We start from the raw sequence: 14,014 nt of genomic DNA, 5'->3' as shown, positions 1-14,014 counted from the left end.
ATGTCCTTCCCGCTCCTTACGGTGACGGCAGCGGTGCCGGCGGTCGGTGCGATCCTGACCGCCGCCGTCCCCGCCGCCCGCCGCACCGCGGCCAAGTGGCTGGCGCTGCTCGTCTCGCTGGTCACACTGATGCTCGCCGCGGTCGTCATGGTCCGCTTCGAGCCCGGCGGCGACCGCTACCAGCTCACCGAATCCCACGCCTGGATCAAGGACTTCGGGGTCCGCTACGAACTGGGCGTGGACGGCATCGCGGTGACGCTGATCGCGCTCACCGCGCTACTGATCCCCTTCATCATCCTGGCCGGCTGGCACGACGCCGACCCCCTGGAGACGAAGAGCAGCCGCTGGCGGCCGACCCAGGGCTTCTTCGCCCTGATCCTGATGGTCGAGGCGATGGTGATCCTCTCCTTCGAGGCCACCGACGTCTTCGTCTTCTACATCCTGTTCGAAGCCATGCTCATCCCGATGTACTTCCTCATCGGCGGCTTCGGCGACCGGGCCCACGCGGGCACGGACGAGAACGCGGCGGCCCAACGCTCGTACGCGGCCGTGAAGTTCCTGCTGTACAACCTGGTCGGCGGACTGATCATGCTGGCCGCCGTCATCGGGCTCTACGTGGTCGCGGGGAACTTCTCCCTCACCGAGATCGCCGAGGCCCGGGCGAACGGCCAGCTGGAGATGGCGACGACCACCGAGCGGCTGCTGTTCCTCGGCTTCTTCTTCGCCTTCGCGGTGAAGGCGCCGCTGTGGCCGCTGCACACCTGGCTGCCGAACGCGATGGGGGAGGCGACCGCCCCGGTCGCCGTGCTCATCACCGCGGTCGTCGACAAGGTGGGCACGTTCGCGATGCTCCGCTTCTGCCTCCAGCTCTTCCCCGAGGCGAGCAAGTGGGCGACCCCGGTGATCATCGTGCTCGCCCTGGTCAGCATCGTCTACGGGGCGCTGGTCGCGGTCGGCCAGCGGGACATCAAGCGCCTGGTCGCGTACGCCTCGATCTCGCACTTCGGCTTCATCATCATGGGCATCTTCGCGATGACCAGCCAGGGCCAGAGCGGCGCGACTCTGTACATGGTCAACCACGGGATCTCGACGGCCGCCCTGATGTTGGTGGCCGGCTTCCTGATCAGCCGGCGCGGCTCGCGGCTCATCGCCGACTACGGCGGTGTGCAGAAGGTCGCCCCGGTGCTCGCCGGCACCTTCCTGGTCGGCGGTCTGGCCACCCTCTCGCTGCCGGGCCTCGCGCCCTTCGTCAGTGAATTCCTGGTCCTGGTCGGCACGTTCGCCCGGTACCCGGTGGCCGGCATCATCGCCACCACCGGCATCGTCCTCGCCGCGCTCTACACCCTCGTCCTGTACCAGCGGACGATGACGGGCCCGGTGGTGACGGAGGAGGTCAGGACCATGCCCGACCTCCGGGTGCGGGAGCTGGTCGTGGTCGCCCCGCTGATCGCCCTGCTGATCCTCCTCGGGGTGTTCCCGAAGCCGCTGACGGACATCGTCAACCCGGCCGTCGGCCACACCATGTCCGACGTCCAGCAGAAGGACCCCCAGCCCGCCGTACCCATTCAGAACGCGGAGGCAGCCAAGTGAGTACAACGGCTGTCCACAGCCTGTGGACGACGGCCGCGGAGCCGTTGAGCAAGATCGAGACACCCCGTATCGAGTACGTCCAGCTCTCACCCGTCCTCATCGTCGTCGGCGCCGCGGTCCTCGGCGTCCTCGTCGAGGCCGCCGTGCCCCGCAAGGGCCGCTACCTCAGCCAGGTCTTCCTCAGCGTTCTCGCCCTGGTCGCCGCCTTCGCCGCGGTCGTCGGCCTCGCCGCCGGCGGCTACGGCTCCACGAAGGCGCAGATCGCTGCCATGGGCGCCATCGCCGTCGACGGCCCGGCGCTCTTCCTCCAGGGCACGATCCTGCTGGCCTCGCTCGTCGCCGTCTTCACCTTCGCCGAGCGCAGGCTCGACCCGGCCCGTCACGGCCACAAGGTCGACTCCTTCGCCGCCGAGGCCGCCGCCGTCCCCGGCAGCGACCAGGAGAAGGCAGCGGTCAAGGCCGGGTTCACCACCACCGAGGTGTTCCCGCTGGTGCTGTTCGCCATCGCCGGCATGCTGGTCTTCCCCGCCGCCAACGACCTCCTGACGCTCTTCATCGCCCTGGAGGTCTTCTCCCTCCCGCTCTACCTGCTCTGCGCCGTCGCCCGCCGCAAGCGCCTCATGTCGCAGGAGGCCGCGGTCAAGTACTTCCTTCTCGGCGCCTTCTCCTCGGCGTTCCTGCTCTTCGGCATCGCCCTGATGTACGGCTACGCGGGCTCCGTCTCGTACGCCACCATCGCGAACGTCGTCGACGGCACGGTCACGTCGGTCGACCCGGCCCTCGCCCAGACGATGGGCAACGACGTCCTGCTGCTCATCGGCTTCGCCATGGTCCTCATGGGCCTGCTCTTCAAGGTCGGCGCCGTCCCGTTCCACATGTGGACCCCGGACGTCTACCAGGGCGCGCCGACCCCCGTCACCGGCTTCATGGCCGCCGCGACGAAGGTCGCCGCGTTCGGCGCGCTGCTGCGCCTGCTGTACGTGGTGCTGCCGGGCCTCACCTGGGACTGGCGGCCGGTCATGTGGGGCGTCGCCATCGTCACCATGCTGGGCGGCGCGATCGTCGCGATCACCCAGACGGACATCAAGCGGCTCCTCGCGTACTCCTCCATCGCGCACGCGGGCTTCCTGCTGGCCGGTGTCATCGCGGCGACGCCCAGCGGCATCTCGTCCGTGCTCTTCTACCTGGCCGCGTACTCCTTCGTGACGATCGGCGCGTTCGCGGTCGTCACGCTGGTCCGGGACGCGGGCGGCGAGGCGACGCACCTGTCCAAGTGGGCCGGTCTGGGCCGCCGTTCGCCGCTGGTCGCCGCGGTCTTCGCGGTGTTCCTGCTGGCCTTCGCCGGCATTCCGCTGACCTCCGGCTTCGCGGGGAAGTTCGCGGTCTTCAAGGCGGCGGCGGAGGGCGGCGCGGGCGCGCTGGTCGTCGTCGGTGTCATCTCGTCGGCGATCGCCGCGTTCTTCTACATCCGGGTGATCGTGCTGATGTTCTTCAGCGAGCCGAAGGCGGAAGGCCCCACGGTCGCCGTGCCCTCGGCCTTCACGACGGCCACGATCACGGTGGGCGTCGCGGTCACGCTCGTGCTCGGCCTCGCGCCGCAGTACTTCCTGGACCTGGCGGGCCAGGCGAGCGTGTTCGTGCGGTAGCCCGTACGGGACAGCTCAGGGCCCGGTCCCCGCGCGAGCGGCGGCCGGGCCCTGTCGCGTCTCTACGATGCCGTCTTCTCCGGCGGGCAGTCGCACGTCACCTTCGGGTTGTACCCGGTGAGCACGCCCTTCGGGTTCTTCTTGAAGATCCAGGCGTGCCGGGTGTAGACGTCCCCCGGCGGCAGGATGTCCGGCCCCTCGAAGTCGAGACCGAAGATCCGCGGCGGGGTGGGCTGGCCCGTGTTCGGGACGATGTACTCGACCGCGACCAGCTTCCGCCCGCCCTTGTGGTCGTCCTCATAGAGCAGGGCGGCGGGCTTGGTCGGGTCGGTGGAGCCGATATGCGCCGGTTTGACGTAGTGGTAGCCCATGCCGCCGAGCGTCGGGTCCTCGACGCAGTCGTCCGTCCGGAGGTAGCCGTCGTTCAGGGCGGCCTGCTCAGACGTGTACTTCACCGTGGCGTCGTAGGCCTTCCCCAGGTCCGGATGGGGCCAGTCGTGGACCGGCTTCGCGGCCGAGGCAGGGGCCGTCACGAGGGCCAGCGAGGTGACGGCGGCGAGGCCGAGCGCGGCTATGAGAGGACGGGTTCGTGCGGGCATCTGCGTGCTCCTCGGAATGGGAGATTCGGGCCCCCCACCGACAGCAGCATGGGCCGCCGGTGGAGGGCACCGCACGCGGGGTGACCCATTGGAGGGTCGGGCGCAGGGGTCAGGGCGCCGGAACGATCCGGCCCGTGACCTCGCCGAGCGCGACCTGCGTACCGTCCGGCCCCGGCGCCCACGCGGTGAGCGTGACCACGTCGCCGTCCTCCAGGAACGTCCGCTTCCCGGTGGGTAGTTCGAGCGGGTCGCGGCCGTTCCACGTCAGCTCGAGGAGCGAGCCGCGCTGGTGCACCTCGGGCCCGGAGACCGTACCGGAGCCGTACAGGTCACCGGTCCGCAGCGAGGCCCCGTTGACCGTCATGTGGGCGAGCTGCTGGGCGGCCGTCCAGTACATCGTGGCGAACGGCGGCTCGGAGACGACCTGGCCGTTGATCTCGACGGTGATCCGCAGATCGAAGCCGCCGGGCTCCTCGTCGGCGGAGTCGTCCAGGTACGGCAGCAGGTCGAAGTCCCGGGCCGGCGGGGCCGTACGGGCCGCGTCCAGGGCCTCCAGGGGGGTCACCCAGGCCGAGACGGACGTCGTGAACGACTTGCCCAGGAACGGGCCGAGCGGCACGTACTCCCAGGCCTGGATGTCGCGCGCCGACCAGTCGTTGAGCAGCGTCAGACCGAAGACGTGCTCGCGGAAGTCGGCCAGCGGGACGGGCGTGCCCAGCGTCGAGGGGGTGCCGACGACGAAGCCGACCTCAGCCTCGATGTCCAGCTTCACCGAGGGCCCGAAGACGGGCGCCGGGTCGGTGGGCGCCTTGCGCTGCCCCGCGGGGCGTACGACATCGGTGCCGGAGACCACGACGGTGCCCGCGCGGCCGTGGTAGCCGATCGGCAGGTGCTTCCAGTTGGGGGTGAGCGCGTCGCCGTCGGGGCGGAAGATCTGGCCCACGTTGGTGGCGTGGTGCTCGCTCGCGTAGAAGTCGACGTAGTCCGCGACCTCGAACGGCAGATGGAGCGTGACGGAGTCCAGCGGATGCAGCAGCGGCTCTATGACCGGCCGATGCGCGGGCACGGTCACCCAGGCCGTCAGCGCCCGGCGCACGTCGCGCCAGGCGGTGCGCCCGGCGGCGAGCAGGGGGTTCAGGCTGGGCTGTGCGAGCAGTGCGGCGTACGGCGAACCGAGCGCGTGCGCCGCGGCCCCCGCGTCGAGGACATGACCGCCGACGCGGACGCCGACCCTCCGCCGGTCGGGCTCGTCGGCGGGGGAGAAGACGCCGTACGGAAGGTTGTGCGGGCCGAAGGGATCGCCCTCGGCCAGGTCGAGCGGAGACTGCTCGGGCATCGGTGCTTGCCTCGCTTTCCACGGGTGTGGGGGACACGTTACGGGGCGGGCCGCTCGGCGCGGATGACATGGCTCACACAGAAAGTGAGGCCTCCGTGCACAACTGTCCATGTTCGCGCGCTTTATTCGTCCTGTGTGGGGGCTGTGGGTGAGGCGTATGACTGAGCGCGTTCAATTCGCTCTTTTCCAGGCCCTTATCCCGGTCATACGATCTCGGCAACGTCGCGCCGCGTGAAGTCCCCGCAGGCGCGACCCCTTTCTTTTTTCTTCGTCTTCACCGACCGCTCATGATCAGAAAAAGGTCCACCTTGAAGATTCGCCGCATTCTCGCGACGGCCGTGGCCGCCGCCGTGACGACCCCGGTCGTCTTCCTCTCGGCCGCCCCGGCGTTCGCCGACACGAAGCCGACGGCGCCCGCGCAGACGCAGGAACAGAAGCCGACGATCGAGCAGCTGAAGCTCGCGGTCGCCGCCGCGCAGAAGGCGTACGACGCCGCCGTGGTCGCGTTCGACGCCTCCCAGAAGGCCATCGACGCGCTCGACAAGGCCGACCACCCGCTTCAGGTCACTCTCGCCGAGGCGAAGAAGGCCGCGGAGAAGGCCGCCACCGACAAGACGGCGGCGGACAAGGCCGTCGAGGAGGCCCAGGCCAAGCTGGACGCCGCCACCACGGACGAGGAGAAGACCGCCGCGCAGACGGCCCTCGACGAGGCGAAGACGAAGGCGGCCACGGCCGCCACCGCCAAGACGACCGCCGACGAGGCGCTGAAGACGGCCCACAAGGCCCTCGAAGACGCCCGCGTCGCCGCCGCTGCCGAGAGCGAGCGCCTGCGCGTCGCCAAGGAGGGCGCCCTCAAGGCCCTCAAGGCCGCCGAGAAGGCGCTCGAAGAGGCCGAGGAGGAGGGCCCGCACGAGGACTGCAAGGACGTCAGCGAGACCCTGAAGCTCGACCTGAGCGGTCCGAAGAAGATCGTCGCCGGCACGAGCGGTGACTTCACTCTGAAGTTCACCAACGGCACGGGCCAGCAGCTCGACGAGGTCAGCGCCTTCGCCTCTGCCTTCACCGAGTCCGGCGAGGAGGGCAAGGAGCCGTACCTGGACCTGAAGTGGTCCGTCGGCGGCTCGAAGTGGGAGCCCCTTGACGACGCGTTCGGCGTCATCTCCGTCGGCGCGATGAAGCCGGGCGCCAAGGCCGACATCAAGCTGCGCCTCACCGTCGACGCCAAGGCGCCGGCCGGCCAGGCCGCGGTCGTCTCCGCGGGCGGCTACGACAACAGCGACGGCTCCTGCGGTTTCGGTGAGGAGGCCGACATCCTCGAGTTCGTGATCGAGGCCAAGAAGGGCGACAAGCCCGCCCCGGGCAAGGACACGGGCTCCACGGGCGGCACCACCCCGCAGGGCGGCACCTCCACCACGCCGGTGACGAGCAGCGGCTCGCTCGCCAAGACCGGTTCCAGCGACGTCATGCCGCAGATCGCCCTCGCGGGCGCCGCGGCCGTCGCCCTCGGCGCCGGCGCGATGTTCGTCGTCCGCCGCCGCAAGGCCGGCGCCGACGCGTAACCCCGACAAGGGGCCCGCACCCTGAGGGGTGCGGGCCCTTTCGCGTTTGTCCGTTCATCCCGCCGTGCGCGGAATTCGCTTTTCCCATGTCCGGTGGAAGAGGACTTCGCCGCCCTCCTTGCAGACGACCTCGTTCGACGTCATGAATACCTCCGCGTCGCAGGAGATCTCCGAGCGCGCATCGATCGTCACGTCCCACGCCATCTCCGGCCGGTGCAGCCGGATCGACCAGTCCGAGCGGGTGCGGGCCGACAGCGGATCGTCCTCGACGATCGTGTACGTCTCCAGCGCGTCCTCGGTGTATTCCAGGCCGTCCGGATAGACCCGCGTACCTCCGTACCGGGGGTCCACTTCGAGCCGCCATTCGCCCTTGGCCACGTCCCGTACCACCAGGCGTTCCGGGCGGGGCTCGTCCAGGGTCGCCGGGATCACCACGCCCAGCGGCTCGGACTGCTCAGGGGGCTGCCACTCGACCGCGTCGTGCGTGTGGCGGCGGACCGGCAGGGTGAGGTAGGAGGTGAGCGGGTCGAGCGTGAAGCCGCCCGCGTCCGGCTGCGGCCAGATCCACGGCCAGTACGCGGAGGAGACCGCGAGGCGCACCCCGTGGCCGGGCGGGAAGGTGTGGCCGATGCCGTTCAGTTCGAAGACGACGTCCTCGGTCTCCCCGATCTGCGCCTCCACGGCCCGGTCGCGGCCGTAGCGGGCGGAGAAGTTCAGTACGCCCCGGGTCACCAGGGTCGAGGAGCCGTCCGGGGCGATGTCGCAGAGGCGGGCGATCACCTGGCCGGTCGGGGCGGGGGTGGTCAGGGTGAGGCTCACCCGCGGCCGGCCCAGGATCTCGATCGGCGCTCCGTCCTCCGGCACGGGGAAGTCGAAGCAGGCCGAGTGGGCGTCCTCGTCGCGCTGGTCGGGCGGCAGGTCGGCGTCGTTGCCGAACGGGATGAAGCGCCCCGCGTCCAGGCCCGTCTGCTGCGGGGAGTCGACGACGGCCGGCTCGCCCTTGAGGGCGTACGTGACGGGGGTGACGTTCGGGGACGGCCAGGCGGGGTCGGCGACCCAGCGGCCCGGCAGCTCCTCGTACACCGTCGCCGGAGGGTGCGACTCGCTGATCCAGGAGCGCAGCAGCGGCTCGGCCATGACGTCGTTGTCGGCGCCCTTGAGGTGGTGGTCCCACCAGCGCAGCGTCTCCTGGAGGAAGCCGATCGCCGGGCCCGGCGGAAGGCCGCGGTCCGGGTACTGGTGGCACCACGGTCCGATGATCCCGCGCACCCGGTCCTGGGGGAGGTGCTCCACGAGCCGCAGCACGGTGTCGCGGTAGGGGTCGTGCCAGCCGCCGACGGCGAGGACGGCAGAGCGGATGGACTTGTAGTCCTCGCAGACGCTGCCGTGCTGCCAGTACGCGTCCCGCGTCTGGTGGGCGAGCCAGGTGTGGACGAGCGGCTCCACGGTCTCCAGGCGCCGCAGCCACAGCTCCCGCCACTCCTCGCCCGCGTACCGCGGGTCGGGCGGCCGGCACACGAAGGCCAGCATGGTCGCGGCCCAGGCGTGCATGTCCACGGCGAGGACGGAGCCGCCCATGTAGTGGACGTCGTTGTCGTAGCGGTCGTCGCTCGAACAGACGGTGACGATCGCCTTCAGCGGCTCGGGGGCGAGGGCGGCGATCTGCAGCGCGTTGAAGCCGCCCCAGGAGATCCCGAACATGCCGACCTTCCCGGTGCACCAGGACTGCTCGGCGAGCCAGTTCACCACCGCCACGCCGTCGGCCAGCTCGACGGGGTCGTACTCGTCGCCCGGCAGCCCCTCGCTGTTGCCGTGCCCGCGCACGTCGACCCGTACGGAGGCGTAGCCGTGCCCGGCGTACCAGGGGTGGCGCTGCCAGTCGCGGGGCGCGGTCCAGTCGGTGAGGCGGTACGGGAGGTACTCCAGGAGCGCGGGGACGGGCGCGTCGGTGACCGGCCGCCAGATCCGGGCGTACAGCCGCGTGCCGTCCGGGAGCGGGATCCGGACATCCTCGTGGGTCGTCTCGTACGGGAACTCGGTACGGATGCGCATGACGGGTCTCCACGGGCCTCAGTGGACGGGGTGCATGGTGCGGCGCGGCGACGGCGAGGGCTCCGTTCACGTATAAAACGCCGATTTCTGGTCGTATCAGCTGATCAAGAACATACCGGTGGTGGCGGGAAGGCGCCCATGGTGATCGAAAGGCGACCGGATACGCTGACTTGAGTGAATCGAGCGACACATCGACAATCCGAGTGATCGTCGGCAGTGGCAGCAGGCGTCAGCAGACAGGAGACCCCCTCGTGACCGTCGTCGGGCCGTTCGGTCTTAGCGTGCGGGACCAGGCTCTTGAGGCCGATGTCCAGACCGGATTGGCGGCCGTGGAGGCAGGGCTCCTCGACGCCACCAAGAGCGGGATCCCGTTCATCACGGAGGCCGCGCAGCATCTCGTCCTGGCAGGCGGCAAGCGGTTCCGGCCGCTGCTCGTGATGCTCGCCGCCCAGTTCGGCGACCCCTACGCGCCCGGAGTCGTGCCCTCGGCCGTCGTCGTCGAGCTCACCCACCTGGCGACGCTCTACCACGACGACGTCATGGACGAGGCGGACGTGCGGCGCGGCGTCGACAGCGCGAACACCCGATGGGGGAACTCCATCGCCGTCCTGACGGGTGACTTCCTCTTCGCCCGCGCCTCGCACACGCTGGCGGACCTCGGACCCGAGGCCGTCCGCATCCAGTCCGAGGCGTTCGAACGCCTCGTCACCGGACAGATCCTGGAGACGGCAGGACCGCAGGGCGACCGCGACCCGGTCGAGCACTACCTGGACGTCCTCGGCGGCAAGACCGGCTCGCTCGTCGCCGTCTCCTGCCGCTTCGGCGCGATGATGTCCGGCGCGGACGAGAGCGTCGTCGACATCCTGACGCAGTACGGAGAGCGGCTCGGCGTCGCCTTCCAGCTCGCCGACGACGTCCTCGACATCGCCTCCGACTCCCACGAGTCCGGCAAGACCCCGGGCACGGACCTCAGGGAGGGCATCCCGACCCTTCCGGTCCTCCACCTGCGGGCCGCCGCGGCGGCCCACGGGCGCCCCGAGGACGTGGAGCTGGTCGAGCTGATCGACGGCGACCTGACGGACGACGCCCGGCACGCGGAGGTCCTGCGGCGGCTGCGCGTCCACCCGGCCCTGGAGCAGGCCCGGCGGGACACGGTGCGGTTCGCCGAGGAGGCGCGCGCGATGCTGGCGCCGCTGCCCGAGGGGTACGCGAAGGCGGCCCTGGAGGAGCTCTGCGACGCGGTGGTCCACCGCGCGGGCTAAGGGGCCCTAAGGGTGTGTCATCCCAGAGCAGTACGCGAGGTTGAGTCCGGAGTCTGACGATTCCGTGCCGCCGCTTTGGTCAGATGGAGTCATCGACCACGGAGGTAAGGACAGACCATGGCAGAGACCCGTAAGGCGAGCCGCTACGTCGTCCCGTTCGCGGTGGCCGGAGTGGCCGCGGCGACCATCGGACTCGTACCGGCACTGGCGGCGTCCGGCGACCCCGACCTGCCGGAGATCACGGCACAGCAGCTGATCGAGAAGATCGCGGCGTCGGACACCCAGACACTGTCCGGCACGTTCAAGGTGAGCACGGACCTGGGGCTGCCGTCGGTGGCGGGCCTCGCCGACAGCTTCGCGGGCGGTGAGTCGTCCGGCGGCTCGTCGTCCGTGGACCCGCAGGAGCGGCTGACGCAGCTGGTCTCGGGCACGCACACCCTGCGGGTGGCGGCGGACGGCCCGGAGAAGCAGAAGCTGACGATCCTGGACGGCTCGGACGAGTACAGCCTGATCCACAACGGCGACGACGTGTGGGCGTACGACAGCAGGTCGAACGAGGTGTTCCACGAGAAGGGCGCCTCCGACGGCCCTGCGCCGGACAGCGAGTTGCCCGGCACCCCGAAGGAGCTCGCGGACGAGGTCCTGAAGGCGGCCGGCGACACCACGTCGATCACGGTGGGCGGGACGGCGACGGTGGCCGGCCGGGACGCGTACCAGCTGGTGATCAAGCCGAAGCAGAGCGGCTCGATGGTCGAGTCGGTGAAGATCGCCGTGGACGCGAAGACCGGAACGCCGCTGAAGTTCACGCTGGCGTCGGTGGAGGGCGGCAAGCCGGTCGTCGACGCGGGCTTCACGAAGGTCGACTTCGGCAGGCCGGCGGCCTCGACGTTCGACTTCACGGCGCCGAAGGGCGCGAAGGTGACCGAGGGCTCGGACGCGCCCGAGGACTTCGGGAAGGGGCACGAGAAGGAGCTGGAGGACTTCGGGAAGGAGTTCGGCGGCCTGGAGGGCCTCTTCGGCGGCATGGGCCCTGACGGCAAGGGCTCGGGCGCGGACGGTCCGAACGTCATCGGCGAGGGCTGGACGGCGATCGCGACGTTCGACACCGGCGCCGCGGCCCCGAAGACGGACGAGGCCCCGAAGGAGGTCCAGGGCTTCCTGGACGCGCTGGGGGACAAGGTCACCGGAAAGTTCGGCTCGGGCACCGTCTTCAAGACGAAGATCGTGAACGTGCTGATGACGGACGACGGCAAGGTCTACGCAGGCGCGGTCACGAAGGACGCGCTGGTGGACGCGGCGAACGCCGCGAAGTAACGACGTACGGCGGATTGGGACCCCGGGTGGGTCGGGGGCGATGGTCACCGACCCACCCGGGCGTTCTTGTGGTGTCTAGAACGTGAGCTTGAAGCTGTTGATGTACCCGGTGTCCTGCGCGGCCTTGTCCTGGACACGCAGCTTCCAGGCGCCGTTGGCGACCTCGGTGGACGCGTTGACCGTGTAGATGGTCTGGACGTTGTCCGCGGAGTCGGAGGACGAGAACGGCTTGAGGTTGTAGACCGAGCCGTCGGGCGCCACCAGGTCGACGACGAGGTCGCCGCGCCAGGTGTGGACGATGTCGACGCCGACCTTGAGGGTCGCGGGCGCGTTGCCGGTGACGCCGGTGACGTCGACGGTGGAGGTCACGGCCGCGCCGTTGTCCGGGATGGCGACGTCGGCAGTGTTCTCGAAGACCGGCCCGGGAGGCGTGGTCGTACCGGCCGACAGGGTCCAGATCGCGTGGGCGACGGCGTCGCTGTTGCGGTCGAGGGCCGTGTCGTTGATGTTCGCGGTCGTGTCGCAGGAGGAGTGGTAGCAGCGGTCGAAGGCCGTGGCCGTACCGCCCCACTTCTGCACCTGGGCGCTGGTCTTCACGCGGCTGGCGCCGGTGAAGAGACCACCAACGGGGATGCCGACGTTCTTGAACGAGGCATGGTCGGAGCGGCCGTCGCCCTCGGTCTCGATCTCGGTGGGGACGCCGAGGCCGGCGAAGTAGCTCTTGAAGGTCTGCTCGATGGTGGGGTCGTCGTCGTAGACGAAGTAACCGGGGTTGGGCGACCCGATCATGTCGAAGTTCAGATACCCGGAGAACTTCGAACGCTCGGTGCTGGGCAGCTGGTTGACGTAGTACTTCGACCCGACGAGCCCGAGCTCCTCCGCTCCCCACCAGCCGAAGCGCAGATGCTTCGTGGGCTGGAGGCCGGCCCGGGAGACGGCGAGCGCGGTCTCCAGAATGGCGGCGGACCCCGAGCCGTTGTCGTTGATGCCGGCGCCGGAGGAGACGGAGTCGAGGTGCGCGCCGGCCATGAGGACCTGGTTGGGGTCGCCGCCGGGCCAGTCGGCGATGACGTTGTAGCCGGTGGTGCCGTTGTAGGTGAACTGCTGGACGGTGGTGGTGAATCCGGCCGCGTCCAGCTTGGCCTTCACGAAGTCGACGGACGCCTTGTAACCGGTACGGCCATGGGCGCGGTTGCCGCCGTTGGCGTTGGCTATGGCCTGGAGGTCGGTGAGGTGCTGCTTGACGTTGGCGAGCGGTACGTCGGGCGCGGCGATGGCGGTGGTCGCGGCGGGCGCGGCGGTCGCGGGGACGCCGGCGAACCCGGCGAGGGCGAGCGCGGCGACGGCTCCGAGGGCCATGGCACGTCTGGGAACGGAGAGGTGCATGTGGGGGCTCCGGATTCCGAACGGGGATGGGACGGAAACGTGCGAGACGCCCCGGGGCGGCTGTGCCACGGGGCGCTGGAGCTGTGCGGGGTGCTGGGTGGTGCGTGGGCTGAATGTTCGGCGAGAATTTGACTCCCCGTCAAGAGCGGAAACCGGTCAGGTCGGTTCGCTCACCGGACAAGGGCGTCCTGGGCGGATTCCCGGACGTCGTCGTGGGCATCGCGGCTCAACTCCCGTACCAGATCACCGACTCCGGGCCGGTCCCAGTACCCGACGGCCTCGACGAGCGCGACACGCACGGTGGGGTCAGGGTGCCCGGCGAGCCGCGCCAGCCGCCCCAGCGGCCCGCGCCCCCGCAACGCGTACCAGTGCAGCGCCTCGCACAACGCGACGGCGTCCCCCTCGGCCTCGGCCGCCTCGAGACGCGCGAGCAGCACCCGGGGCGCGGGCGGCGGCCCGTCCATGGGGTGCGGCCGGCGCCGGCGCAGCCGCTGTGACCCGTACTCTCCGCGCACCCGGCACCCGTAGCAGGTGCAGGGTGTGACACCGTGTGCATCGGGGAAGTACCGCCACCCGTTGACCTGCCGCACACCGCTGACGCGCCGCACCTCACCGCGTGCGACGGCCCGGGGCAGGAACACCTCCCACCCACGCGGATCGTCCAGCGCCCGCACCCGCCGCACGGCCTCGGCCGCCGTCACCTCGGCCGGCTCCCGCTCGCTGTACCGCCCGAGGGTGACCAACTCCCCGTCCGGCACCCGGACATACACCCCGACGAAGTCCCGCGGCCCGGGCCGCCGGGACAGCTCGCGGAGCCACTGATGGGTGAGCGCGTACGACGGCAGTACGGGAAACAGGTACACGCCCCGGTCATGGCTGAGGGCCCTGATCCCCCCGCGCCGGATGCGCGGGGCGTTCGCGGCGGGGGTGAGATGAAGAAAGGTGGCCATGCCCCTCACGCTCGCGCCCACGCGGCCCCGGCCGCAACGGGTTTGCGGGGCGGCTACGGGTAGCCGGGCAGGCCCTGCGTCGAGATCGCCCAGTCGGCGATGGTCACGTCCTCGCCGTAACAGAAGTCCTTGCACTGCACGCGGCGCGTAGCGCGGGTTGCCCTCCACCTCAGGCCGCCTCCCTCGGGCTGTGCCCGGAGTCGCGGCAGTCGCGGCAGCGGCCTGGTTCGGGGGATCTGCAAGCGCGGTCGCAGGCGTCGCAGGTCTGGAGGGGGGCGGGGGTCGGCGGCCGGGCGGGTAGGGGCGGCGGCAGCAGAGCG

At 70.5% G+C, this 14,014-nt stretch carries 10 protein-coding genes; 5 read left to right on the top strand and 5 right to left on the bottom strand.

Features of this window, described 5'->3' with window-relative positions:
• Positions 1-1,590: an NADH-quinone oxidoreductase subunit M gene (locus tag ACZ4VI_RS04605; protein ID WP_467996564.1), complete on the top strand. Its 1,590-nt coding sequence runs from the start codon at positions 1-3 to the stop codon at positions 1,588-1,590.
• Positions 1,587-3,236 carry an NADH-quinone oxidoreductase subunit NuoN gene (gene nuoN, locus ACZ4VI_RS04600; RefSeq protein WP_467996562.1) on the top strand — a complete coding sequence of 550 codons (1,650 nt, stop codon included), beginning with the start codon at positions 1,587-1,589 and terminating at the stop codon, positions 3,234-3,236. The genes ACZ4VI_RS04605 and nuoN overlap by 4 nt, the downstream gene beginning before the upstream one ends.
• A gap of 62 nt (positions 3,237-3,298) precedes the next feature.
• On the opposite strand, the gene ACZ4VI_RS04595 is transcribed toward nuoN, so the two are convergent.
• Positions 3,299-3,835, bottom strand: a complete 537-nt coding sequence (locus tag ACZ4VI_RS04595) for a hypothetical protein (protein WP_467996560.1) — start codon at positions 3,833-3,835, stop codon at positions 3,299-3,301.
• Positions 3,836-3,944: 109 nt separating this feature from the next.
• The gene (gene fahA / locus ACZ4VI_RS04590; RefSeq protein ID WP_467996558.1) at positions 3,945-5,171 is read right to left on the bottom strand and encodes a fumarylacetoacetase; all 1,227 of its coding nucleotides are present in this window, start codon (positions 5,169-5,171) and stop codon (positions 3,945-3,947) included.
• Positions 5,172-5,479: 308 nt separating this feature from the next.
• Here fahA and ACZ4VI_RS04585 point away from each other — a divergent pair, with 308 nt between their 5' ends.
• The gene (locus ACZ4VI_RS04585) at positions 5,480-6,730 is read left to right on the top strand and encodes an LPXTG cell wall anchor domain-containing protein (RefSeq protein WP_467996556.1); all 1,251 of its coding nucleotides are present in this window, start codon (positions 5,480-5,482) and stop codon (positions 6,728-6,730) included.
• A gap of 54 nt (positions 6,731-6,784) precedes the next feature.
• Here the strand turns inward: ACZ4VI_RS04585 and ACZ4VI_RS04580 are convergent, their stop codons facing one another.
• Positions 6,785-8,782: a CocE/NonD family hydrolase gene (locus ACZ4VI_RS04580; protein WP_467996554.1), complete on the bottom strand. Its 1,998-nt coding sequence runs from the start codon at positions 8,780-8,782 to the stop codon at positions 6,785-6,787.
• Positions 8,783-9,033: 251 nt separating this feature from the next.
• Here ACZ4VI_RS04580 and ACZ4VI_RS04575 point away from each other — a divergent pair, with 251 nt between their 5' ends.
• Both ACZ4VI_RS04575 and ACZ4VI_RS04570 read left to right on the top strand, forming a co-directional pair.
• Positions 9,034-10,044 (top strand): polyprenyl synthetase family protein, encoded by a 1,011-nt coding sequence (locus ACZ4VI_RS04575; RefSeq protein ID WP_467996552.1) that lies wholly within the window; start codon positions 9,034-9,036, stop codon positions 10,042-10,044.
• A 117-nt stretch (positions 10,045-10,161) separates the two neighbouring features.
• Positions 10,162-11,358: a LolA family protein gene (locus ACZ4VI_RS04570; protein WP_467996550.1), complete on the top strand. Its 1,197-nt coding sequence runs from the start codon at positions 10,162-10,164 to the stop codon at positions 11,356-11,358.
• Between the two features lie 75 nt (positions 11,359-11,433).
• Here the strand turns inward: ACZ4VI_RS04570 and ACZ4VI_RS04565 are convergent, their stop codons facing one another.
• Together ACZ4VI_RS04565 and ACZ4VI_RS04560 are read right to left on the bottom strand one after the other, a co-directional pair.
• Positions 11,434-12,744, bottom strand: a complete 1,311-nt coding sequence (locus tag ACZ4VI_RS04565; RefSeq protein WP_467996549.1) for a M28 family peptidase — start codon at positions 12,742-12,744, stop codon at positions 11,434-11,436.
• 170 nt (positions 12,745-12,914) lie between these two features.
• Positions 12,915-13,694, bottom strand: a complete 780-nt coding sequence (locus ACZ4VI_RS04560; RefSeq protein WP_467996547.1) for a HEAT repeat domain-containing protein — start codon at positions 13,692-13,694, stop codon at positions 12,915-12,917.
• Positions 13,695-14,014 lie beyond the last annotated feature (320 nt).

The sequence above is a fragment of the Streptomyces sp. NPDC029169 genome, assembly GCF_055563935.1.
The sequence above is the reverse complement of the archived record's forward strand: the minus strand, read 5'-3'. Positions and strand labels throughout refer to the sequence as shown.